17 protein-coding genes are annotated in these 25,174 nt (G+C 33.9%); 5 read left to right on the top strand and 12 right to left on the bottom strand.

Annotated elements, in window-relative coordinates; genetic code table 11:
* The first annotated feature begins 51 nt into the window (after positions 1–51).
* From QL232_RS21210 to QL232_RS21195, 4 genes are all read left to right on the top strand, one after another.
* Positions 52–1,704 carry a family 10 glycosylhydrolase gene (locus QL232_RS21210; protein ID WP_281615671.1) on the top strand — a complete coding sequence of 551 codons (1,653 nt, stop codon included), beginning with the start codon at positions 52–54 and terminating at the stop codon, positions 1,702–1,704.
* 112 nt (positions 1,705–1,816) lie between these two features.
* Positions 1,817–2,374, top strand: a complete 558-nt coding sequence (locus QL232_RS21205) for a DUF1269 domain-containing protein (RefSeq protein WP_168884972.1) — start codon at positions 1,817–1,819, stop codon at positions 2,372–2,374.
* A gap of 265 nt (positions 2,375–2,639) precedes the next feature.
* Entirely contained in the window at positions 2,640–3,452 is an 813-nt protein-coding gene (locus tag QL232_RS21200; RefSeq protein ID WP_168884971.1) for a 2,3,4,5-tetrahydropyridine-2,6-dicarboxylate N-succinyltransferase, read from the top strand.
* Between the two features lie 253 nt (positions 3,453–3,705).
* Positions 3,706–6,276, top strand: coding sequence for a DNA gyrase/topoisomerase IV subunit A (locus QL232_RS21195; protein WP_281615670.1), 2,571 nt, complete (start codon positions 3,706–3,708; stop codon positions 6,274–6,276).
* Between the two features lie 88 nt (positions 6,277–6,364).
* On the opposite strand, the gene QL232_RS21190 is transcribed toward QL232_RS21195, so the two are convergent.
* Positions 6,365–7,894: a hydroxymethylglutaryl-CoA reductase gene (locus QL232_RS21190; protein WP_281615669.1), complete on the bottom strand. Its 1,530-nt coding sequence runs from the start codon at positions 7,892–7,894 to the stop codon at positions 6,365–6,367.
* A gap of 111 nt (positions 7,895–8,005) precedes the next feature.
* Between QL232_RS21190 and aroQ the strand changes: the two genes are divergently transcribed.
* Positions 8,006–8,425 (top strand): type II 3-dehydroquinate dehydratase, encoded by a 420-nt coding sequence (gene aroQ / locus QL232_RS21185; RefSeq protein WP_168884968.1) that lies wholly within the window; start codon positions 8,006–8,008, stop codon positions 8,423–8,425.
* A gap of 51 nt (positions 8,426–8,476) precedes the next feature.
* Here the strand turns inward: aroQ and QL232_RS21180 are convergent, their stop codons facing one another.
* The 11 genes from QL232_RS21180 to QL232_RS21130 form a co-directional block, all read right to left on the bottom strand.
* Positions 8,477–10,447 carry a response regulator gene (locus tag QL232_RS21180; protein WP_281615668.1) on the bottom strand — a complete coding sequence of 657 codons (1,971 nt, stop codon included), beginning with the start codon at positions 10,445–10,447 and terminating at the stop codon, positions 8,477–8,479.
* Positions 10,434–11,006 (bottom strand): YfiR family protein, encoded by a 573-nt coding sequence (locus QL232_RS21175; RefSeq protein WP_168884966.1) that lies wholly within the window; start codon positions 11,004–11,006, stop codon positions 10,434–10,436. Before QL232_RS21175 ends, QL232_RS21180 begins: the two co-directional genes overlap by 14 nt.
* Before the next feature lie 2 nt (positions 11,007–11,008).
* Positions 11,009–12,556, bottom strand: coding sequence for a hypothetical protein (locus QL232_RS21170; RefSeq protein WP_281615667.1), 1,548 nt, complete (start codon positions 12,554–12,556; stop codon positions 11,009–11,011).
* Positions 12,557–13,336: 780 nt separating this feature from the next.
* Positions 13,337–14,551, bottom strand: coding sequence for a hypothetical protein (locus QL232_RS21165; protein ID WP_168884964.1), 1,215 nt, complete (start codon positions 14,549–14,551; stop codon positions 13,337–13,339).
* A 66-nt stretch (positions 14,552–14,617) separates the two neighbouring features.
* Positions 14,618–15,691 (bottom strand): prephenate dehydratase, encoded by a 1,074-nt coding sequence (gene pheA, locus QL232_RS21160; protein ID WP_281615666.1) that lies wholly within the window; start codon positions 15,689–15,691, stop codon positions 14,618–14,620.
* 151 nt (positions 15,692–15,842) lie between these two features.
* A complete protein-coding gene (locus QL232_RS21155; RefSeq protein ID WP_168884962.1) occupies positions 15,843–16,274 on the bottom strand; it encodes a hypothetical protein in 432 nt (143 codons plus the stop codon).
* A 35-nt stretch (positions 16,275–16,309) separates the two neighbouring features.
* Entirely contained in the window at positions 16,310–17,215 is a 906-nt protein-coding gene (locus QL232_RS21150) for a hypothetical protein (RefSeq protein ID WP_168884961.1), read from the bottom strand.
* A gap of 59 nt (positions 17,216–17,274) precedes the next feature.
* Positions 17,275–20,421, bottom strand: coding sequence for an ATP-binding cassette domain-containing protein (locus QL232_RS21145; RefSeq protein ID WP_168884960.1), 3,147 nt, complete (start codon positions 20,419–20,421; stop codon positions 17,275–17,277).
* 188 nt (positions 20,422–20,609) lie between these two features.
* Positions 20,610–20,972 carry a DUF1987 domain-containing protein gene (locus QL232_RS21140; RefSeq protein ID WP_168884959.1) on the bottom strand — a complete coding sequence of 121 codons (363 nt, stop codon included), beginning with the start codon at positions 20,970–20,972 and terminating at the stop codon, positions 20,610–20,612.
* Between the two features lie 9 nt (positions 20,973–20,981).
* On the bottom strand, positions 20,982–21,530 hold the full coding sequence (locus QL232_RS21135) for a SiaB family protein kinase (RefSeq protein ID WP_168884958.1): 549 nt from the start codon (positions 21,528–21,530) through the stop codon (positions 20,982–20,984).
* 129 nt (positions 21,531–21,659) lie between these two features.
* On the bottom strand, positions 21,660–25,100 hold the full coding sequence (locus QL232_RS21130; RefSeq protein ID WP_235958340.1) for a PAS domain S-box protein: 3,441 nt from the start codon (positions 25,098–25,100) through the stop codon (positions 21,660–21,662).
* Positions 25,101–25,174: the final 74 nt, after the last annotated feature.

Genomic DNA, 25,174 nt, shown 5'->3' with positions numbered 1-25,174 from the left:
AATTTATAAAAACTTTTTTTTCTCTCTGCTTTCCAATAGAACATAAGTACAATGAAGGCGATTTTTTTACATATACTGTTATTATTTTCAATCTCTTTCACTTTTGGTCAAGAGAATTATCCTAAAAGAGAATTTAGAGGGGTATGGGTGGCGACACTCAATGCCATCGATTGGCCTTTTAGTGAGAAGGATTCTGCGGAACAGCAGAGGAGAGATTTTATTTCTTTACTTAATTTTCATCAGAAGAGAGGTGCTAATGCACTTATTGTTCAAGTGAGGTCAAGTGCAGATGTTATCTACCCGAGTAATATTGAACCTTGGGCCTTGTCTATAAGTGGTCAACAGGGGATGCCTCCAAAGCCTTTTTATGATCCTTTGAAATTTATGATTGAGGAAACACATAAAAGAGGTATGGAATTTCATGCTTGGGTAAATCCTTTTAGGGCAGTAACCAACACCCAATATGTAAAAGTTTGTAATGACCATATATCAAAGACTCATCCGGAGTGGATGTTGAAATATCACAATTTGAAAATATTAAATCCGGGTATTCCGGAAGTACATCAATATGTCAATTCAGTAATAGAAGAATTAATATCTAATTATAACATTGATGCTCTTCATTTTGACGATTACTTCTATCCTTATCCAGATCATGGAGAAATTAAAGGCGATAGAGCTACTTGGCGAAAATACAGAACAGCCAATGAAAGTATAAGAGACTGGCGAAGATCGAATATCAATACTTTTATTGAAGGAGTACACCAGTTGATTTTAGATAAAAGACCATCATTGAAATTTGGGGTGAGCCCATATGGTGTATGGAGGAATGAAAGAGAAGATTATGATGGGTCACCTACAAGGTCAGGTTATACATCGTATGACCATTTATATGCTGATGTTCGTCTTTGGTTACAGAATGGGTGGATTGACTATGTTGCACCTCAACTTTATCAAAGTACAAAGCATAAAAATATTCCGTTTAAAAAGCTTTTAGATTGGTGGGGAGAAAATACATTTGGTAAACACTTATATGCAGGGCATGCTGTGTATAGGGTCGATCGTTCATTAGAAAGAGGGTGGCAAGATAAAACAGAAATGCCCGACCAATTATATGCAGCAAGGGATAATCAGGCAGTAGAAGGGTCTATTTTATATAATTCGACAGCAGTCTGGAATAACCAAGGAGGGATAGGAGATACATTAAAAACATTTTATAAATATCCTGCATTACTTCCAACTATGCCATGGATTGATGGTACCGTTCCATTACCTCCTCAAAGTCCAACAATCAAAGAAATGCCAATTGGAGTAACTTTGAAATGGGAGACTCCTGAAAAAGCTGAGGATGGAGATATTCCAACAACTTTTGTGATTTATTCTGCAGATAAAGGTGTGCTTCCTGATATAAATGATCCTAGGCAGATTCTGAAAATTCTAAAAAATGGAGAGACAAGCTTCGTAGATCAACGCACTTCTAACATAGAAACGTACACCTATCTGATATCCTCATTAGATAGATTTCAGAATGAAAGTGAGGCGGTTCTTCCAATCTACCCGAAAGATCAGAATGTTATTTTACCAGATCCTTTAAATGAAGATATTATCGTAGAGGTGAACCAAGCTGTCTTAAAATCGACTTGGGAGCTTGTAAATAGTATAATTGATAATCAGGGAATTACAATGAGTAAAGATTTAAAATAGGTGATGATGATCATCAGAAAGGTAGATTCAATTGATGATATTGTATGTGTAATAATTACAATTAATATCTCACAGATATCTGTTTTTCTACTTAAATTAAAACTTTACCATTATGAAAAATAATAAAAGATTAATAGTAGCGGTATATAATGAAGAACAAAAAGCAGAGCAAGAATTTAAGCTTTTAGCAAAAAAAGAAAAGCGTGATGAATTAGATCTCTGTGCATATACTGTAATCACAAAATCCAAAGATGGCAAAACTACACTGCATGATACTGAAGGAAGAGATGCATTTTGGGGAGCAATAATTGGCGGTTTAGTAGGTATGTTAGTTGGACCAATTGGTGCAATATATGGAGCTGCTATATTTGCTGCAGAAGTATTTGCAGGTTCTGTTGCAGCCGGTTTAGGTGTAGGAGCTATCGCAGGATGGCTAAAGAGTGACGCTCTAGATATTCCTAATGATTTATTAAAAGATATAAAAGAATCGATTAGTCCGGGAACTTCTGCTATTGTTGCTGTTGCTGATGAAGATTGGGTGGATGAAGTGAAAGTCTTATTAAAACCTACTTCAGAAATGATGCATTGCTATACTTTTACAGATGAGGTAGTTGAGAAATTTGAAAAAGACTGGAAAGTATTACAGGAAAGTAAAAACGAAACAGTATGATTAGATACTACTAAATATATATTTGAATAGAGTAAGTTATTCCAGTTTTGGAATCTACGATAACCACTTTGAGGTAAACTTAAAGTGGTTTTGTTTTATATTTAACACAGGATGTTGCATTTGTTTATTTTTATCACTTTGGTGGAAACTTCCAACAGATTCCTTATGTTTGCCCTGTTTTCTAATAGCCCTCAATCAACCGGCTGTTAAATAGAAAAATATACGATTTTATTATCTTATAAAATACAGTAAATACTGTAAAATTATGACTAGACAACAATTAATCGAAGCAGCATGGGATGACCGTGCTTTGTTAAAAGAACAAGAATATATTGATGCAGTAAAAGCTACTGTTGAAGATCTAGATAAAGGTGTTTTAAGAACTGCTGAACCAGTTGAAGACGGTTGGCAGGTAAACGAATGGGTAAAGAAAGCAGTAATTATGTTTTTCCCATTAGCTGAAATGGAAACTATTAAAGTTGGTCCATTTGAGTTCCATGATAAAATTCCATTAAAAGGAGATTACGCAGATAAAGGTGTTCGTGTTGTACCTCACGCTATTGCTCGTTATGGTTCATTTGTGAACAAAGGAGTAATCATGATGCCTTCTTATGTAAATATTGGTGCTTATGTTGATTCAGGTACAATGGTAGATACTTGGGCAACAGTAGGTAGCTGTGCGCAAATCGGAAAAGATGTTCACCTTTCTGGTGGTGTTGGTGTTGGTGGTGTACTTGAGCCTGTTCAAGCATCTCCAGTAATTATCGAAGATGGTGCTTTCGTTGGTTCAAGATGTATCTTGGTAGAAGGTGTTCATATTGGTAAAGAGGCTGTACTTGGAGCTAACGTTACTTTAACAGCATCATCAAAAATTATTGATGTAACTGGTGACGAGCCTGTAGAATATAAAGGTTATGTTCCTCCAAGATCAGTAGTAATTCCAGGTAGCTACACTAAAAAATTCCCAGCAGGTGAATTCTCAGTAGGTTGTGCTTTGATTATCGGTCAACGTAAAGAAAGTACTGATAAGAAAACATCACTTAACGATGCTTTAAGAGATAATAATGTTTCTGTATAATCAGGACTAAAAATATATCTACTAAAACCTCTAGAAGATGAATTTCTTTTAGAGGTTTTTTATTTGATCATTTTTTCACTTTTGATGGAATATTGAACTGAAAAATGACTAAATATCACTCATTGTTTAAAAATTTGTGATTTTATATAAAACTTTCGATTGAGATTGAGCAAATTCATTTGCATGTGATCAACAAATCTATATTTTTGTGATCTAGGCAATTTTTTTAGACGACCAATTTTTGAGAGTTAACGTGGAGAACGGACAAAATTCAGAAAATAATGTAGTTCACATCGATGGTATGTACCAAAACTGGTTCTTAGATTACGCTTCATATGTAATCTTAGAAAGAGCGGTGCCCAGCATTTATGATGGACTGAAGCCTGTACAACGTCGTATCCTGCATTCAATGAAAGAAATGGATGACGGCAGATTTAATAAGGTAGCAAACATTATCGGATCAACGATGCAATACCACCCTCATGGTGATGCTGCAATTGGAGACGCGATAGTCAACTTAGGGCAAAAGGAACTTCTAATTGAAACACAAGGTAACTGGGGGGATATCCGTACGGGGGATAGTGCTGCCGCTCCACGTTATATTGAAGCAAGATTATCCAAATTTGCTCTAGAGGTAGTTTTTAATCCTAAAACTACAGACTGGCAACTTTCTTATGATGGTAGAAAGAAAGAACCTATCAATCTGCCAGTTAAATTCCCTTTATTATTAGCACAAGGTGTTGAAGGTATCGCTGTTGGTTTAGCCACGAAGATTATGCCTCACAATGTTAAAGAGTTAATAAAAGGGTCAATTGATATCCTAAAAGGAAAGAAAGTACATATTGTACCAGATTTTCCAACGGGTGGATTAATGGATAGCTCAAACTATGGGAATGGTTTAAAGGGAGGTAAAATCCGCCTTAGAGCAAAAATAGAATCTCCAGATAATAAGACTTTATTGATCAAAGAGATTCCTTACACATGCACTACTTCCAGTCTTATTGACTCTATTATCAAAGCGAATGATCAGGGTAAGATCAAGATCAAGAAAGTTATTGATAATACGGCTCAGCATGTAGAAATTGAAATTCAACTTGCGAGTGGTCAGTCTCCAGATGTGACTATTGCTGCACTGTATGCATTTACAGATTGTGAAGTGTCTATCTCACCAAATGCTTGTGTTATTATTGATGACAAGCCTGTCTTTATGGGTGTAGAAGATATCCTGCAAAGAGATACAGACTATACCGTAGAGTTACTTGAAACGGAATTAAAGATTAGAGAAGGTGAGCTTCAGGAAAAAATTCTTTTTAGCTCATTAGAGAAAATCTTTATTGAGAATAGAATATACAGAGACATTGAAGAATGTGAAACTTGGGAGGCCGTACTTGAGACCATCGATAAAGGTCTGGAACCTTATAAACCAAGTTTCTACAGAGAGATCAAAGAAGATGATATTGTTAGACTTACAGAGATTAAAATTAAGAGAATCTCTAAGTTTGATAGTTTTAAAGCAGATGAGTTATTAAAATCTCTTTTAGAAGACCTTGAAGAGGTGAGATATAACCTTGCGAATATTATTGATTACACTATCAACTACTTCACTAACTTGTTGAAGAAGTATGGTAAGGATCATGAAAGAAAAACAGAATTAACTACTTTTGATACTATCCAAGCTTCTAAAGTGGCAGCCAATAATGCCAAGCTTTATGTAAATAAAAAAGAAGGCTTTATCGGTTACAACTTAAAGAAAGAAGATGGGGTAGAAGAAGTAATGGATTGTTCCGATATAGATGATATTATCGTTTTCAGAGCTACTGGTGAATATAAGATTACCAAGATTGGTGATAAGAAGTTCGTTGGTAAGAATATTCTTCATGCTGAAGTTTATGTTAAAGGCGATGAACGTAAGGTCTACAATGCGGTATATTTAGATGGATCTACTGGTGTTACAAGAGTGAAACGTTTCCAAGTTCCAAGCTTTACTAGGGATAAAGAATATAACGTAACTAAAGGGTCTCCTAAATCGAAAGTAACCTATTTCTCTTCAAACCCTAACGGAGAAGCGGAAGTGGTTGGAGTATCATTATCACCAAATTGCTCAGCAAAAGTAAAATCATTTGAGTATGACTTTGCAGATTTAGAAATCAAAGGAAGAGGATCACAAGGTAATATACTGACAAAATATCCTGTTCGTAGAGTAACCTTGAAACGCGAAGGTGTTTCTACATTACCGGCTATTGATTTGTGGTATGATGAAGCTGTTGGAGTCCTTAATAAAGATGAAAACGGGAAGTATCTTGGTAAATTCAAAGATGAAGACCGTATTATCATTTTCTATGAAGATGGAGAATATGAGTTAACCAACTTTGAAATCACAAATAGATATGATGCGAAGAAGGTAGTTCTTATTGAGAAGTTTTTACCTTACAAAGCAATTTCAGCTGTACATTACGATACAAATAATCGCCAATACTATATTAAACGTTTCCATATCGAGACGTCTACCATGAATAAACGCTTTAAGTTTATTAATGAGGCAAATGCATCAAGATTATTGCTTGTAACAACTCAGATGTCACCATTGGTTGAATTAAAATATACGAATGGTAGAAAGAGAGAAAAAGAACAAGTTAATCTAAAAGAGTTTGTTGAAGTAAAAGGTTGGAAAGCACTAGGTAACAAAATCCCTCATGATAGAGTTACTGATGCGAAGCTTTTAAGCAAAGACGATCCAATCGAAGAAACAGAAAGTCAAAATAAAGAGGAATCTCCTAAAAAGGATGATGATAATAATGGCCATGATTCTCTAAGGTTATTCTAAGGAGATCATACCAATAAAAAAAGGAGTTGCGATATTAATTATAGCAACTCCTTTTTTATTAAAAAATATGACTGTTCGATGTAGAATATTATCGGTTTCTTCCGTACTGTTCATGACTACTTACCCAATCAGAAGATGAGATAGCAGATGCGAGAGAGATTTCTCCAGCTAGAACAACAGCAGCTACAATTTCAGCAAATTTATGAGCCTTGCCTTTACCATAGCAATCTAATAATTCAAGGGATTCTTTCTGTGTACCAATACCAGTACCACCACCATATGTGGCAATAATTAATGAAGGTATAGTAATAGAAATATATAAATCTCCATTTGATGTTAATTCTGTATAGATAATCCCAGCTGAGGATTCAGATACATTGGCAACATCTTGGCCAGTGGCTATAAACATGGCTGTAATGCCATTTGGAGAGTGTAGACCTGTATTGTTAACTCCAGAAAGGAAAGAGCCAATAGCAGCAATTCTAGAGTGGTGATCTAGTTGTTCAGGGTCAACTCTCATATATTGTTGTAATACCTCTTTTTTTAGGGTTACTTCAGCCGTTACTCGTTTACCACGAGTTCTCATGATATTAATCTGAGAAGCTTTTTTATCAGTGGCAAAATTAGATTCAAGGAAGAAGTTTTTAATTCCAGAATACTGATCCAGTATCCAACTACAGGCAGCGAATGTAGCTCTACCTACCATATTTTGCCCTGCTGCATCACCAGTTTTAAAGTTGAAGCGTAAAAAGGCAAACTTATTTGATAAGAAATGGTCAATATATACGAGATCAGCTATTGAAGAAGTTGTTTCCGCCTCTGCTTTGATGGTATCAAAATTTAATTTTACCCATTGCACAAAGTCTCTAGCTCCTCTAGCATCTTCGAATTCAAACACTGGAGCCCTTTGCATGGCATCGTCAACAACAGATACTTTAATACCACCACACATATTGGCTACTTTCATTCCTCTGTTGTATGATGCAACTAGAGTACCTTCGGTTGTGGCCATTGGTATCATAAACTCACCAATCGCATGTTCACCGTTTACTTTTATAGGACCTGCAAATCCCATTGGTATCTGTGCAACACCAGTGAAGTGCTCTATATTGCCACTTAGTTCATGTGGATCAATTGAGTACTTGCCAATATGATCTATTGGTTTTCCTGTAAATTCAGAGACAAATTCTTGACGTTTTTTGATAATATTCTCACCAAAATCATCCATTTCATCTCTAGGAACTCTTACATCTTGATTTTTTGGGTCAGGAATAGAATCATTGACAGAGAACTTCAAATTTCCAAAAGGAGATGCCTTTACAGAAATTTCCAATTCATGTCTTTCTATAGCCAATGAATCATGTCCTTTTACTTCAATATTTATTACCTTACGCAGTGGAAAATCAATACGATTATCTTTATTAATAGATGTGGCAGGGATATTTTCTTCTTCAGAAGTGTTCATAAAGACTTGGTCGATATTTACTTCTTTGCCATCTATCTTTATGTGGAGAATTTCTTTAATTTCGGCATCTTTAAGTCTATTTTTTAAAGAAAATGAAATTCCAGTGTCAGTGTTGTTTAAGCTACCTCTAGTATATAGCTGCTTGAGTAGCATACTTGGGATAAACATAATTTTAGATTATTATATATAAGGTATAAAATATAGTTTAGAGTCTATCAATGTGTTTTTACATCGATTCTCTAATTTAATTAATAATTTGTCAAAATGAAGATTTTAATACTAAACGGACCAAACCTTAACCTTTTAGGTAAGAGAGAACCAACTATCTACGGCAATACTTCTTTTGAAGAATATTTTGAGCAATTAAAGGAGATTTTTCCTAATGTAGAGCTAGAATACCGACAGTCTAACCACGAAGGGTCTTTAGTAGATTATATTCATGAAGTAGGCTTTTCGTATGATGGAATTGTCTTTAATGCAGGTGCTTACACACATACGTCAGTAGCAATAGCAGATGCAATTGCAGGTGTAGAAACCCCTGTGATTGAAGTGCATATTTCAAATGTTCATGCAAGAGAAGCTTTTAGACACCATAGTTATATGGCCAAAAATTGTGTAGGTACAATTGCTGGTTTAGGTCTTAAAGGTTACGAACTAGGAGTGAAATATTTTATTGAAAAATAAGCCAAAAAGCTGAAATAAGTGAATAATTATTCGCTTATTTCGGCTTTGCTATTAATTTTTATTTGTGTGAGTTCTAACTTTTTCTTCTAGAATATCTTTTTTGAATGGTTTTGAGATATAATCATCCATGCCTGCTTCTTTACACCTTTCAAATTCACCTTTTAAAGCAGAGGCGGTCATTGCTATAATTGGAATGGCAGATACTGGATCTTCAAACTCTTCTCTTATTTTTTTTGTTGCCGAATATCCATCCATCTCAGGCATATGAACATCCATTAATATCAGGTCAAAACTATCAGCTTTTAATTTATCTAAAGCAATTAGGCCATTATCTGCTACCTCAGTGGCGTATCCCCATTTTTTTAGAAGTCGTAAAACCAACATCTGGTTTACCTCGTTATCTTCCACTAAAAGTATCTTTTTTGTTCTGTTAGATAAAATTGGAGGTTCATCAATCACTTTTGGTGAAGGAACTACTGTCTTTTGTGTTTCTTGTTCAATATATTTTTTGAATGTAATATCAAAATAGAAAGTACTACCAAAATTAGGCTTACTTTCTACTTGCATTGTACCGCCTTGAATCTCAACTAATTGTTTTGAGATACTTAATCCTAAACCTGTTCCTCCAAATTTTCGTGTTGTTGCGTTGGAAGCTTGAGTAAAACTATCAAAAATTTGATCTATTTTACTTTGTTCAATACCGATTCCAGAATCTTTTACAGAGAATTGTAATTTGATTTGTTCATCAATTTCTTCTAAACATCGGACTGTTATAATAATACTTCCCTCAAAAGTAAACTTTATAGCATTCGAGTATAAATTAATAAGAATTTGCTTCAAACGTACCGGATCACCAATCACATACTGTGGTACTTTTTGAGAAATATCTAATATACTATTCAGTCCTTTTTGATCTGTTTGAGGTTTATGTGAGGCAAGAATATTATCCATTAGCTCAAATAAATCAATCTTTTTGTACTCTAATGTTAGTTTACCAGATTCAATTTTAGAAATATCTAGAATGTCATTAATGACTACTAGAAGGTGATCCGCTGAGCCTTTTAATACTTTTAATAATTGACTTTGATCAGAACTTAATGGAGTGTCTTGTAATAAATCAGCCATCCCCATTACACCATTAATAGGTGTTCTGATTTCATGAGACATATTGGCTAAGAATTCTTGTTTTGCTCTTGCTGAAGTTTCTGCGACATCTTTTGCCGAAATCAACGATTCATTTTGTGCTTCAATCTTTGAAAGCATCTCATTGAATGCATTGATTAATAGACCAATTTCATCCTGCCTTTTCTCTTCTATTCGTATTGAAAAATCTTTTTTCTTAGAAATAATATTTGCCTTTTTCTCCAATTCCAAAATAGGCTTTGAAATTGATCTTTGGAAAGGAAGAGATAGGAAAGATACCAGAAATACAACTAACCCTACAATGACAATAAACATGATGATGTAGGTTGTAATTCTTTCATGTATAGTATCTAAATCAGAACGTAGAAATACGGTGTTGATTCTTCCGTTTTCATCAAAAGTACTGACATAAATATCTAAGTGATTGTCAATTAGAGAGAAGTTAGTTTCATTTTGAGTATATGATGGGATAAAGTCAGCATGTGATAATTGCCAATCTTTATCTAATAAAATGGATCTTATGGATTCTATTGAATCAGTTTGAGCTATTTTTACAGCACTTTGATTATAATAGGCGAAGAGACGTTGCTCTTTATCAAAAATTACCCCTGTTAGAATATGAGAATTGTTGAATAGAAGTTCTGTAAGGTTATTCTGAGCGGCATTTACTTGCTGTAATTCTACTGAAGCATCATTATTGTCACCAATAAGTTTGGCTAGCCGTTTTGTATCATTGATGAACTTTTCTTTGTATTGTTGGAAGTCGTAAGCACAGAAAAGTATTGTTGATAGGGAAGAAGCTAATAAACTTACTAATAGGATAATACTTATCAGTTTAACTCGTAATGACTGCTGAAATATGGTTTTAATCTGGGTCATATGGTATTATATCACTAGCAAGGTTAAGAAGTTTTACATCAATGGTTAATTGTGCTTTATTTGCTGACACAATATTTAATGTATACAACCCATTTGGAGTCAGGTTGATAATACCTCCATTTTTACAGAAGTTAGGAATATTATCACCAATGGTCAACACAAAGGAGTTGTTCTTTTCATAGATTTCACCCAATAACGATTTTACTTCATCATTGGAATAACCTTGAGTCATAAATACAATATGTGACCCTTTTAGGTCTTTAATGCTTTGCCCTCGTCTAATTTCCCATGCTCTGCCATTTACATATCTATTTCTAAACATGTTATCAATAACTTCACCAAATGGGTCATCACCTAAAATACCTAAAACTAGTTTATTATTTTCTTTAAAGGCTTGTGATGGCCAATTGACAAATTTTGCAAATGTATTGATCATTGCAGCTTTTCTTTCGTATTCATCAAACTGAGCATTGGATTTGATGGGGTTAAGAAAGAACAGACAACAACCAATAATAATGGCTTTAATAAGGGGCGATATGTTCTGTTTTTGTGAGTTCAATGCTATTTTATTCTTACTGAAAGCATGATACATGAATTATCAGCCGATGTCTTATATTTTTCTTTTTTGATTTTATATTGCCACCTAGCTATACCTTTAGCCGATAAATAATTAAGAATAGAATTCATTCTCATTTCATTTATCTGATCGATACTACTGATACTTTGTTCTTCTTCTTTGCTAAACCACACAATGTCTAACATTACATTATCTCGTGATTTTAAGAAAGAGACCAATTCATTTAAGCTAGATTTATTTTCTGTTGATATATCAAATTCTTCTTCGGGGAAATAGTATCGTTCTTCTACCATAATATCATCATTTAGATAATCAGAAGGTAGTTTTACGATTTTATCACCTATATCACCTCTAACACTATCTAAAGATGTTAGAAGATCAGGATTTGCCTCATTAAATGCTTTCTCAATAAGATCTAATAAAGGTGTGTAATAGGGGTCAGGACTATTCGAAGAAGAACTATTGTCCAACGCAATAACATCAAAGGTAGGGTCATCAAGTGCGTTTAATGATGCCAATCCTTCTTTGTCTGTTCGGTCTACAATCATTTCCATCAGCATCAATAATGCATCATAACGAGCATCTGTTGCTTCTTCTTCTTTTTTCTCTTTTAGATCATCAAAAGTGGTGATTTCAAAGTGAGTTTCTGAAGGGACAATGTCAAAGCCAACTACTTTATTAAATACTGAGATATCTTCTAAAGTGAGTTCTTTGTCTAGTTGATATCTGTAAGTATCTTTTGGAAGGTCTATGGTTACATTGTATAATTCTACATCATCATAAACTATTGTAATGGTATAGTTTTTTCCTGGAGGAAGTATCATAAAGAACTTACCTTGTTCAGGAGATGGATCATAAACGTATTTCTTGTAAGTAGTATTGGAATTGTCTTTTACGACTAAAGAAATAGGAACACTGACATCATTTTTCATTACTTTGAAATTACCAGTAACAATGGCTCTTTTCATTTTATGAACAGGTTTGAACACCGTGTAAATATCTTTTCCACCTACAGAGTGTGCATCTTGGCGATCTGATGTGAAATATGAATAACGCTTACTTGGTATCTGTGAAAATTGATATTCATTGAATGGGCTATTAACGTCGGTGCCTAAATTAGTAGGTGTTACCCATGAAGCTCCTTCTTTTAAAGAAACGACAATATCATAACCACCCATGGAAAGTTCTCCATTTGTACTGTAATACAGGGTCTTATTGTCGTTATGTAAGAATGGGAAGATTTCATCATTTTCACTATTAATTGTTGAACCTAAATTAATAGGTTTTGACCAATCATCTTTTCCAACTCTAATAGCTTTGTAAATATCAAAACCACCATATCCACCTGGTCTGTTGGATGCAAAATAGATAGTCGTTCCATTATTAGCTATAAATGCTCCTTTTTCTTCGTATGAGGAGTTTATTTTGCTATTTAATTTCTTGGGTTTTTGCCAGCGCCCTTTTTTGACTTTAGTTTCATAAATATTTCCTTTGCCACTTTCATCATTTGGATATTCTATATACAAAAGCATATATGATCCATCTTGTACATAAAGAGGATATATTTCTTTGTATTCACCATCAAATTGCGGGTAGGGATGTGAGAATTGTACACCTTTTCTATAAGAAAGGTAAACATCTTTTTCGTTGCTTTTTAAGTTTTCAGGTAAGAAAGCATATTGATCCCCATAGACATAATTAAAGCTATTAATTTGTCGTTGAGAGCTGAAAACAAGGAAGTTATCTAACTTAGAAATTATTGGAGCATACTCGTCATATGAAGTATTGATAGGAATCTCTAAAATCGCAGTAGTCTCTGTTGATGTTTTGGAATGACCACCTAGTTTAGTCCCATTTTCACATTGACGAATTTTAAGATTGACATTACTAAAACTTCTAGATGTTCCTTCTGTGTATTCTAGATATTCATTGTAATAATTGATTGCTTCAATAAACTTTCCTTTGAGTTGTAAAAGTGACGCATAGTGATAAAGTGCATCATTGCCAACTGCAGGACATTCATGTTTGATGACAAATTTAAGGTAGGGTAAAGCTTCTTTAACTTTAAAAGGAGAATGTAAATAGCATAGAGCTACCTTATATTTAATATCGCAAGCGTCAATGTCTTTAAGTTCTGCTTTTTGATAATAATTAAGTGCTTCAAGGTAATTCCCTTTTTGGAAGGCTAAATCACCGCTTTCTATATCTGTTAGGCCTTGTTGAGCGTAAGACTTAACTGATATAGAAAGTACGATAATTAGTAAATAGGCTATATAATATTTTGTGTAGTTCAGTTGAAATTTAATTTTAGGTTAGATTGAACCTTGTGAATTTGTTCTGACTAACAATATACCAAAGTTATTTTGTTCACTAGTCTGAATAGAACCAACAATTAGGAAATCACCATTTTCTGTCTCTAGTACAGCTTGGCCTCTTTGTTCTTTTGTTCCACCAATAGATTTCTCCCATTGTTTTTGTCCCTTATCATTGATTTTGACAAGTAACATATTAAATCCTTCGATACTAGTGTTATCACCATATTCATCAGGAACATATACTTCTGTGTAACCTACAACAGCATATCCACCATCTTTTGTTTTAGTGATTCCACAGGCTTCATCATAACTAAGTCCGCCAAAAGATTTATGCCATAATTGTTGACCATCAGCATCAGTCCTAACAATCCATGCATCTAAACTAGCTTCAGCAAATGTATATGAGTATCCAGCAATACAGTAACCTCCATCGTTGGTTTTAACGAATTTATTTACTTTTTCAGTATCACCGCCTCCGTATGTTCTTTCCCAAAGTTTATTTCCATTTAGGTCTGTTTTGAACATCCAGATATCCCATTTTCCTTTTCCTAATGATTCAGTGTTACCTACAACGATATAGCTATCTTCATTAACAATTAAATCGATAATTTTATCATTTTTTGCTCCACCATAATCTTTTCTCCAAAGAACAGTCCCCTTTTCATCAATTTTAAAAAGGAAACCCATTTCTGAAGGGTCTTCTTTGTCTAGATGGATAATACCACCACCAATTAGAAAACCACCATCAGCTGTCTGAGAGATACAAGTGCCTTCCTCAATAGAAAGTTCGTCACCATAGTTTTGCATCCAAAGTTGCTTGCCTTGTGCATTTACTTTTACAACCCAAGTATCTTTAATATCTCTACTTAGGCCATAAGAATCAGAACTTCCTACGGTTATATAACCTCCATCTTTTGTTGCAATGATTTGATAAACTTCTTCAGTTTCGGTGTCCCCAAATTTGAAATTCCACTTCACATTACCACTTTCGTCAACTTTCCATAGACTCATGTCCATGTTTCCGCTAGTGCCAACAGATCTTCCTGCAATGACATACCCACCATCATGCGCTTTGACAATTGACTTGCCAATGTCATATTTACCACCTCCTAATTTTTTATTAAAAGTGGATAAAACTTTTGCAGGTGAGTTGTCTGCGTAAACGAAAAGATTAATCACACATAAAAGTGCTGTGAAAAAAAATTGCTTCATTCCTTTTATATATAGGTCGAATAGTGTTATCTAATTATTGAACGACCAAAATTGAAAGTTATTTTATCAAACCATTTTTACATAGCTTCCAAGGAAAGTAATTGTGTCTTTATAAACACGCATAACATCTTGTACTTTGTCGTCTTTGTAATGTCCGTCAAAATCGATTACAAACCAGTAATTGAAATTATCTTTCATTTTTGCTGGTCTACTTTCAATTTTAGTGAGGTTAATGTCCCTTTGTCTAAATTCTTCCAAGAAGTTTGCCAAATCACCAGGATGATTACCAATTTTCGCTAAAATGGACGTTTTATCTTTACCGCTTGTTTGGTTAATGAAGTCTTTTGCAATAATCAAGAACCTTGTAGTATTGTCTTGGCTATCTTCAATATTATTGTAACGGATAGGTAATTGGAATAATTTTGCAGCAATATGAGAACAAATAGCAGCAGCACCCTCTTCATTTGCAGCCATTTCTGCTGCTCGTGAAGTTGATGAAACTTGGATTAAACGAATGTCCTCATCAAAGTAATCTTCAATGAAATTACGACATTGTCTAAACGCAATATCTTTAGAATAAATCTTTTTGATTTTTGTGAGATCATCATGGTTTGATGCTAAACTGAAGCTAATAGATAGGGGAAGTTCAGCAACAATTTTTACATCTCTATAGCACAATTGATCAATTGTTTCTGCTACAGTACCTTCTTGATTGTTTTCGATAGGAACAACTCCAAAACGAACCCTTTCAGTTTCTACATTATCGAATACTGATTTGATTGTTTTTAATGGAATATATTCACTCATCGCACCAAACCTGTTTTCGGCAGCTTGGTGAGTATAACTTCCTTCAGGGCCAAGAAAAGCTACTTTTTCAGGTAATTCTAGGTTACGACTTACAGCAAATATTTCCAAAAAGATGGCTTCAATTGCAGAATGATTTAGCGTACCCTTATCATCTTGTGATAATACAGTAAGTCTATCAATAATTGATTTTTCCCTTTCTGGACGATAAATAACTGATTTCTCATGTTTTTTAAGTTCACCAACATTTTTAACAACGTTCATACGTTCGTTGAGTAATCTTAATAATTGATTATCTATCGCGTCTATTTGATTTCTAAGTGATAGTAAGTCCATTTTAAACCGCGCACATTAGTATTGTTGCAAATAATTTTATTCAGGAGTAGTGTTCCTGATTTACAAAACTATTGTTTTTTTTGGAGGGGAGAATAAAAAAAGGACAGAAGTATGAAACAACTGTCCTTTTTTTAATAAGAAATATAATTTGTTATCTCTTGAAGCCTAAAACGGCTGCTCCACAATAGCTTTTTGAATCTTTAAAAGTAAAGCTCAAATAGTAAATACCAGTAGAAGTACACTTGTACGTCCAAGTATTTAAGAATCTATTGTTATAAAAGCTAGAGATGATTTTACGTCTCTTTGCATTATATAGAGTACTGATTAGACCTTGAGCACCACCATCTTTACCAGAGATAGTAATTTGGTAACTAGTGTCTTTTGCTAATACGCAAGTGTACTCAATTTTACGTCTTGTACCATTACGTCCGTCAATTCTATAACTTTTAGAGAATTGAAAACCTGGATTCAGCTCCTTCATACTTTTTGTAACATAAAGTTCAGCGTTACATTGAGCAGATGCTTCTTCATTGATAGCGAAAAGAGCGAATATAATTGTGAATGCTAAGAATATTTTTTTCATCGTTCTGAGATTTAAGTCCTTAGAAAAATGAGCTATTATCTAATAACCTTGTTTCTGATTGATTTTAATAAACTTGTAATTTTCTGGATATCACTGTCCGTAACATGAACAACACTACGAGTACCGTCAGTTACCACTAGAACACCATCAATCTCTTCCATAGTAGGTTCACCTACAATAACTTCTACTTCAATTTGATCATAGATCTCTTGTAAAGCAGTTAAGTCATTAATAAGATCTTCAAAACCTGGAGAAGACTTATAGATATCCAATACTAACAATAGTTGGTCTAATACAACTTTTTGATCACCAATTTTATCTTTCAATAAATCGTTAGGTTCTCTTTGGTTGATTACAGTAGTTAGGTATACAGCTTCAATCCAACCCCCTGTAAGAATTAAAACGGAAACATTTTCACGCTTTCTTTCTCTAAGGTTGTTATTAATTTTCTCAAAGTTCAATGTAGTCTGTTGAATCAATTCATCCAAACGATTTGAACTTTCAGCTAATTCTTTTATTGTTTCATAATCAAAGAATGCACCAATTCCTAAACCATCAGCTAAATCTTTCACTGAATTTAGGTATGAAATGGCATCTTGATTTTTGCCATAAATATTTGCGAACCCTAAGTCTGTTCCGTAAATACCTAAGTTAATGGCTTTTTGGAAGGTTGTATTATAGCGCGATACAGCTTCAGGAGCATTTAAATCTGCTTTATTATAGATTGTACCACTTTCCTTAATAAGTACTGATATCTCCAACGGTGAAGGAATCGATTCCAAAACTTCACTAACTGGTAATACTTCTTGAGTAACTTTATCCGGGGCTATGGTAACTGTATGAGTTGCAGGATCATTATTTTTTGGTAAATCACTTGCCACTGCTGCAGATGATGCTAGCAAAACTGACGCCGCCAATGTATTCAGATATTTGGTCTTCATCTTACTTTGGTTTTCAAAGATAGTTTTGATCGCTTTTATTACGATGTTGAAAATATATTTTATTGTTCTTTGGAGAAGATTTTACTTACAATTGATTCCGTTCCTTCGATGATTTTCTTTAACCATTCAAAATAAAGTGAAAAATATAGTAAAACCGACATCATCCAAATCATCAACACATTAAATGTAAACGTGTCAATATATGTGCCAAATACTTTCTTCTTTGGAGCAAATAAATGAGTTCTGTAGTCTAATGGACCGGAAGTATTTTCTTTTACATAGAAAATAGGGTCTATTAATTGAATGATTCTGTTATGGTCAACTACAGTTCTATTTAATACATTTTTATTTTTTACAAAGATTTCAAGTTGGTCATTATAGTATAAATCTCTTGCTTCTGATAAGTTGAAGCTGTCTCCAACTTCTTTTTTCATAGCATAGATTCTTTTATCTCTTTCTTCTTCTGCCTTGATCAACTTGTCGTTGTAGAATATAGAAGATTCGTATAAGATTTTTCTTAACTGATTTCCTTCTTGAGAAGAAACCTTTCCATCACTTAGGAAAGCTAAAGCTTCATTCTTTTTGTCTTCATGAGTAGAGAAGTATTCGTCAGAATTGATCTCATTTTGAAGTGTAAGGATATCATTCGCTAAAATTAAACCTGTACTATCATTAGTATTTTTACTATTCATTTGGGCACTGAATAAAATCTCTTCCATTCTTGGTTCCCAATATGCACTCTTATAATTACTTTGGCTTAACACCATATCAATGTCAAAGAATGGCTTTTCAAACTTGTTGTTTTTGAATTGCTCTACCGATAATCCTTCATATGCCCAACGTGAGGCCATAATATCAGCGATTAGTGGCGTTTTACCATGTTGACTAATAGTGTTGTTTAATTTTGAAAAGTCAAAGATCAATCCACTCAAAATCATTTGAGGAATTAATAGAATCGGAATCAAAATATATACAGTAATCGCAGAGTTAAATGCAGATGAAATATTTAATCCTATCAAGTTAGCATGACAAGAAACGGTAAATAGAACTAACCAATATTGCCATGTCATATCATGTATTTCAAGAATTGTATTACCTATAAACACAAATGTTAATGTCTGTACAGCAGAGAAGCCAAATAGAATTAAAAGTTTTGAGTAGAGGTAACTACTTCGACTCAAGTTTAGGAAGGATTCCCTTTTTTTGATCTTTCTATCTTTTATAATTTCCTCAGCACTCACCGTCATACCCATAAATAGTGCTACTAAAATAGCAATTAGGATATATGGAGGTACATTCTCATTGTGTCTGAAAACATATTCACCGTCACCATCTTTGATGTAATAAATTACCCATGAAAGTAGAAGTGCCAAGAAAGGAGCTTCTAAAAGGTTGATGGATAAATATTGCTTATTACTGAATTTAGCTAAGAAGTCACGTATTGTAAAGATGACAGTTTGTTTAAACATCGAAGGAATATTCAATGTTTTCGGCGGATCTACATGTACTTCTTCAACTTCAGGTTTAGTGAAAGTATCTTTATATACTCTGTGCCAGTCTTCTGGTGTAGCTTTACGCTTATTGGTAAATTCACCGTATTCATCCACAACTTGAGCTTCAATTATATTGAAAAGTTGTTCTGGATTGACGTTACCACAGGTATTACATTGTCCTTGATCACTGTCTACTTGTCCAGCTGCTCCTTTAAAGTGTGTAATTGCTTCAATAGGGTTGCCATAGAAGACAGGATATCCACCAGTGTCTAGTAACCACATTTTATCAAACATCTTATATATATCTGAAGAAGGCTGGTGAATTACTACGAAAATTAATTTACCTTTTAATGAAAGTTCTTTTAAAAGGTCAATTACGTTTTCTGAATCTCTTGATGATAAACCTGATGTTGGCTCATCAACAAACATTACTGCTGGTTCACGAATTAATTCTAAAGCAATGTTTAGACGTTTACGTTGACCACCGGAAATCTTTTTATTAAGAACATTACCAACAACTAGGTTTGCAATTCTGTCTAGACCTAAACTTTGAAGAACTTCATTTACTTTTGAAGTGAGTTCTTCTTCGTTCATATCTTTAAAACAGAGCTTTGCATTGTAGTATAAGTTTTGGAAAACAGTAAGCTCTTCGATAAGAAGGTCATCTTGGGCGATATAACCAATAACACCTTCTATTTTATCTTTTTCTGTATGGATATTATATCCATTAATTCTTACTTCACCTTGAGATGGCTTTTCTAAACCTGCAAGTACATTTAGTAAAGTAGTTTTACCTGCACCTGAAGCACCCATAATACCAATTAATTGACCAGTGTTTTCACCGAAATTGATATCTCTTAAGCCTAATTGACCATTAGGGAATTTAAATTCAAGGTCTTCAACAACAAATGAAATGTTTCCGCCAATTTCATCAGAGTTATATTTATTTACTAAATCTGAGTAGTAAAGTGGTGCACCTTTCGGTGTTTTGAAAATACTACCAGGGCTAAATAAATAGACATTATGTGCCTGAACTGGTTGACCGTTAAGATAAACCATTTCGTTTCCAGTGTATTTAGTGAAATACAATGAAACACTTTTCATTCTGATGAAAATGATTTCTCCGTCTAATAGACCTGAATCAATAAATTTGATTTTAGATCCTTCTGGAGGCATTTCATCATCAAATATTAGAATGTCTTCATTATCAATTTTAGAAGAATGCTGTTCAATAATGAAACGCTCTAATAATTTGTATTCGTTTGATGGGATATTAAATACATCAGCAACTGTATGAATAATATCCATACGCTGAGGTGTATATGATTTATCTGATGCTACAACTTCTAGCAGTTTTACCATCACAATGGTTTTCTGCTTTTGGTCTAGCGTTTTGTTGATTTTTCTACAAATAGAAAGTGTACGTACTGAGTTACGGACAGAAACAGCGTCAGCAAGTGGGGTATCTGCTTGTTCTACTTCTCCTTTGGCAGCTCTTTTCTTAGCAGCTTTAGCCTTACGTTTCGCAATACGTTCTTCTTCATCCTTTACTAATTGATCGTAAAGTTGGATATATTCTTCTACTGAGCGCTTTTCAAGTTCCTGTTTAAGAAATTTAATTACAAAGTTTCTTTCAGTTTCTGTTAGCCCTTCGTCTTGTGTAGAAATTATGGCAAATAGTTGCGTCAGTGCTTTTAATATTTCTTCACTCATAGATGACCGTCAAATAGTACGGAAATTCAATTCTTCTAAATAAACCTATATCTAGCAAAAAGTATACATTTATTTAATGCATTTAAATAATAAAATATTGTGTAGCAATGATTATTTCTGCATGTAAATGAAAAACACTTGATTTATTTTCTCTAAATCAAGTGCTTGTGGTGGTGATAAACCATGAATTAGTAAGTTTCGAATTCAAATTCTAATTCAACTAATTCTTCAAATTCTTCTCCAGCTTCCTGCATGTCCTCATCATCTTCATGATAGTACCATACAACTGTTACACCTTCAATTTCTTCAAGTTTAGATAATACATCTAAGATTAATTTAGAAGAAGCAGTGTTGAAGTATTCAAGTTTAAAAAGAAATCTTGTCTCATCATTTTTGTCATCAGCGTATTCTTCAATCCAATTAAGAATTGGGGCAAAGAATTCTGCTGAATCTTCAGGAAGTGATCTACCCGAGATTTCGAATAGTTCATTTTCTTTATCTAAGATGACTTTCGGTGTATCCTCCGTTCCGGCTAGATTAAGGATTTTCATGTAAAAAAGTTATTTTAGTTTCCTTGGAATTGTCGTTTTAAGAGAAAAAAATGTGAACTCATCATTGATGGGTTCAAAATCAAAGCGAAGTTTTTCGCCTGATTTTCTGGCCATATCAATAAATCCAAGACCTGCTCCACCTTTCGCGGAAATCTTGCCATTTTTGATAATGTCCTTATATAAATTCTTTAGACCGTCTTTGTCTAAATCATTAATTCTGTCTAATCTGCCAGCAATATCTTTCACATTTTTAGAAAGAATGGGGTTGCCAGAAGTGATAAAGTAAGAGTTGTCCTCTTTACCAATCATAAAAACAGCACTGTTTTTCTTGTCAGAAGTTTCCTCCATAGGTACAGCGTACTTGCTTATGTTTTGAAGACACTCTACCATAACATTAAAAACTTTCCTTTTGATTTTGGATTGTTCTCCGTAAGAATCCATGTTTCTTTCTGCCATGGATAGTACAGATTTAGTAATGTCTTGGGTGATCTCACCTTCATAAATTAGAATGAGATCTTTGTCTAGCATAGTCCTATGGAGTTCGTAGATGTATTTCATATTTCCGAACACAATTTAATTCAGTAGTCATACTACCGAGATGTTCTTTTAACCCTAGGAAAAAAATAGAGTTAAAAAAATGTTTTTCAAATATAATCAAACCTTTATAACTAACAACAAATTCTGAACTTAGAATCTGATGCCTATCATAATAACGTCATCAGTCTGCTTTGCATTGCCTTTCCAGTTAATAAATGTTTCACTAAATGTTTTGGCAATCTCTTGCATAGATGAATGTTCTGTATTCATAATTAATTCACGAATACGTTTTGCACCGAATTTTCTGTTCTCATCACCACCAAATTGATCAGGGTATCCATCTGAGAACATGAAAATTTCGTCACCTTCATCTAAGGTAATCTGATGTGTCGTAAATGAAGTTCTAGTCTTGTATTCTCCTCCTACAGGGAATTTGTCACCTTTAACTTGGGTAAATTCTTCGGTAGCAGTCTTGTAGACATACAATGGACGATGAGCACCTGCATATTCAACGACCTTACTTTCAAGATCTATTTTTGCTAGTGCAATATCCATTCCATCTCTTGTACTACTGTTTGAATCCTGTCTTAAAGTTTTAGTAACACCTTGGTGTAGAAGGTCAAGCATATTGCCAGGAGTAATGTGTTCATTGTTCTGAACGATATCGTTTAAGATAAAGTAACCAATTAATGAAATTAATGCACCTGGTACACCATGACCTGTACAGTCAACGGCTGCAATATATATGTCTTTACCTTTTTTGAAATACCAAGGGAAGTCGCCACTAACAACATCTCTAGGTTTGTAGAAGATAAAGCAATCTGTTAAGTCTCTCTTAATTAGGTCAGTATCTGGGATGATTGCACCTTGGATACGTTTGGCATAATTAATAGACTCTGTAATTTTCTTGTTCTTTAATAAGATGTCAAGTTCAACCTTTTTCCTTTCAGTGATATCATGTGAAACAAACAGAGCACTTTCGAACTCATTCGATTCATTGAATTCAGGGATTGCAGTTACGGTCATAAATCTATTTCCACTTGCCGTTGGGAATTCGACTTCTTTCGTAGACTTTTCTGAAGTAGAAGATACCTCAATCAATAAGTTCTTCCATTCATCAATTATTGTTTTTGGAAGAGAGGTGTCGTCAAGTTTCTGATTCACGAAAAGATCAGCGGATAGACCTGTCAATTCTTCAATTATAGGGTTGGTGTAGAAGATTTGTCCTTCAGTGTTTAACCTTTGGATAAGATCAAGTGAGTTTTCAGAAAGTGCTTGCATTTGCGTTCTCATACGTCTTTCCGTCTCTGCTCTTCTTCTTTCCGTAATATCTTGTGCGTTTATTACAATACCTTCTATTGCAGGAACATGACTAAGGTTAATACCTGTAGCTTCCAACCAAATATATCTACCATCTTGAAGTTTGTAGCGATACTCTAATTGTAATGTCGCTTTATCTTCAGACTCGACTAAATCATTGATAAACTTCTTAACTGGTTCAATACTTTCTTTATGTAAGTTTGAAAGGTAAGATGAGTCAATTAAATCAGTTGGTTTATATCCTAAAATTCGTTTAGATGATGGAGATACAAATTTGATTTTTGCGTTACTATCAAAAATTGTAATCACCTCAGAAGCGTTTTCTAATAATGATTGAAGTCTGTTTTGAGAATTTTTCACTTCTTCCACTTGCTCTTCCAGTCTGTGGTTAGTGCGTTGTAATTCTTCTTGTGTAGACTCCATTTCTTCAGCGTTCTGTCTTAAGATTTCTTGTTGGACAGAAAGTTCAGAAGACATTTGTTGAGACTCCTTCAGTAATCGAACTGTTCTTTCGTTAATCTTAATGTTGAAGATCGTTCTGGCAATGATTTGTGAAATCTCCTTAACAAACTCTAGAGTCATAGTAGAGAAGTCTTCTAATGAGGCGAACTCTAATAAACCGTATACCTTTTCATTGGCAATCAATGGCATGATAAGGATTGATTTTGGTTTTGTTTCACCTAATAAACCAGAAGTAATTGAAAGATAATTACTTGGAATCTCTGTTCTTAATATCATCTCCATTTCAATAGCAGCTTGTCCTACAAGACCTTCTGTAAAATGGAATTTCTTTTTTAAGAAACGCTTTTTGTTATATGCATAAGTACTGATAAGCTCAATACTTTGTTCTTCTATTGGAAGTTCATCTGTAGCACCCTCAACTACATAGAAAGCACCTTGTACGGCGTTGATTTTCTCAGTTGTATATGCTACTACTTCGTCTCCTAATTCAATTAGATCGTTGTGGTTACGAAGGATTTGACCTATCTCAGCTTCACCCGTAATAATCCAGTTTCTTTCATGATCTCTTTTCTCCGCTTTTTGGATACTATCTCTCATTGAAAGAAGTGCATTACCTAGTGTATCATCTTCTGATAAGGCAGAGTATACAGCATCATAATTCCCTTCACCAATCTGCTCAGCAAAGTTGGCAGTTCTCTTCATACCATTTACTACTTCTTGAACAGCCATCGACATTTCACCAATTTCATCGTTCTGGATATCGTCAGCTACTTCATGCGGCAGGATACCTTTTGCGATATAATTTAATCGGTTCTTTAGTCGGATGATAGGACTAGTTAAGAATTTTGAGAAGATGACAGCAATCAACATTACTATAAGAATGATAATGATGGCTGTATATACGAAGGTTAAGATTAAGCCATTAAGGCCACTTTTAATCTCATCGTAATCAATTTTTACAACGAGACCCCATTTAGTTGTTGGAATGTAGTTCCAGTAGGATATTGTTTTCTTGTCTCTCCAGTCTGTATCATAACCAAAATCCTTAGAGTCGCCTTTTGCTGCTTTTTGTATGGCAACATTTTTTGGGTCTCCTTCGGAAATTACTTCAGTTAGAAGGTTTTGTGAGCCTTTTAGAGGTGAGATAATAGTGACATTTTTAGATGCTCCTTCAGACATCCTAGATAATAAAATTTCACCGGTGTCTCCTAATCCAGTCCTATTTTCAACAATAGGGTAGATGTTTTTCTGAAGTGAATATAGAATAATGACATGCCCAAGTTCTCCATACCTTGATTTCATTCTTGGAGAAACAATGTACATATGAACACCTTTCTCAGTATTAAATGGCTCAGAGAAATATGTTTTTGTTTTCGCTTGCTTGATTATTTTCTCGAACTTCTTGTTTCTATCACCAACAATTACTGATGCAGGAAAAGTATAGGAAGTATACAAAACATTACCCTTGTTGTCTGTAATAATGATATTGGAATAACCATTTACAATTTGTTTAGGGAAAAGTTCATTATCAAGTGTTCTCTTGATCGCGTAGTATGTTGAGTCTTTATATGATCTTGATTTTGTCTTGAACAAGTATTTCAACTTTGTAGTATTGGATACAATCAAAGCTGATTTGGCCATATACTTTAAGTTTTGTTCGATATACTTGAACTTCTGATCAATCTGTTCAGACTTCAGAGTACTGATAACGTCAAAAGTTTCCGAGTATCTACGTTCAACAGAATCCTCTGTCTGAATATAGGAAAGGAATGATATAATGGCTACCGTAATTGTTACTACGAGTAGCATTATGATTGTAATTTTGGTACGTATCTTTAAATCTTGGAAGAACATATATTATAATTTACTTCAAGAGCTCATCA

The sequence above is a fragment of the Flammeovirga sp. SubArs3 genome (genome assembly GCF_947387565.1).
Lineage (GTDB): Bacteria > Bacteroidota > Bacteroidia > Cytophagales > Flammeovirgaceae > Flammeovirga > Flammeovirga agarivorans.
The sequence above is the reverse complement of the archived record's forward strand: the minus strand, read 5'-3'. Positions and strand labels throughout refer to the sequence as shown.

Excerpts from the sequence above, each read along its gene's own strand:
- QL232_RS21210 (WP_281615671.1), top strand. The coding sequence starts at position 52 with ATGAAGGCGATTTTTTTACATATACTGTTATTATTTTCAATCTCTTTC.
- aroQ (WP_168884968.1), top strand. The coding sequence starts at position 8,006 with ATGAAGATTTTAATACTAAACGGACCAAACCTTAACCTTTTAGGTAAG.
- QL232_RS21145 (WP_168884960.1), bottom strand. The coding sequence starts at position 20,421 with ATGAGTGAAGAAATATTAAAAGCACTGACGCAACTATTTGCCATAATT.
- pheA (WP_281615666.1), bottom strand. The coding sequence starts at position 15,691 with ATGGACTTACTATCACTTAGAAATCAAATAGACGCGATAGATAATCAA.
- QL232_RS21135 (WP_168884958.1), bottom strand. The coding sequence starts at position 21,530 with ATGAAATACATCTACGAACTCCATAGGACTATGCTAGACAAAGATCTC.
- QL232_RS21205 (WP_168884972.1), top strand. The coding sequence starts at position 1,817 with ATGAAAAATAATAAAAGATTAATAGTAGCGGTATATAATGAAGAACAA.
- QL232_RS21130 (WP_235958340.1), bottom strand. The coding sequence starts at position 25,100 with ATGCTACTCGTAGTAACAATTACGGTAGCCATTATATCATTCCTTTCC.
- QL232_RS21180 (WP_281615668.1), bottom strand. The coding sequence starts at position 10,447 with ATGACCCAGATTAAAACCATATTTCAGCAGTCATTACGAGTTAAACTG.
- QL232_RS21200 (WP_168884971.1), top strand. The coding sequence starts at position 2,640 with ATGACTAGACAACAATTAATCGAAGCAGCATGGGATGACCGTGCTTTG.
- QL232_RS21190 (WP_281615669.1), bottom strand. The coding sequence starts at position 7,894 with ATGCTACTCAAGCAGCTATATACTAGAGGTAGCTTAAACAACACTGAC.
- QL232_RS21140 (WP_168884959.1), bottom strand. The coding sequence starts at position 20,972 with ATGAAAATCCTTAATCTAGCCGGAACGGAGGATACACCGAAAGTCATC.
- QL232_RS21170 (WP_281615667.1), bottom strand. The coding sequence starts at position 12,556 with ATGCTTTTGTATATAGAATATCCAAATGATGAAAGTGGCAAAGGAAAT.
- QL232_RS21155 (WP_168884962.1), bottom strand. The coding sequence starts at position 16,274 with ATGAAAAAAATATTCTTAGCATTCACAATTATATTCGCTCTTTTCGCT.
- QL232_RS21165 (WP_168884964.1), bottom strand. The coding sequence starts at position 14,551 with ATGAAGCAATTTTTTTTCACAGCACTTTTATGTGTGATTAATCTTTTC.
- QL232_RS21150 (WP_168884961.1), bottom strand. The coding sequence starts at position 17,215 with ATGAAGACCAAATATCTGAATACATTGGCGGCGTCAGTTTTGCTAGCA.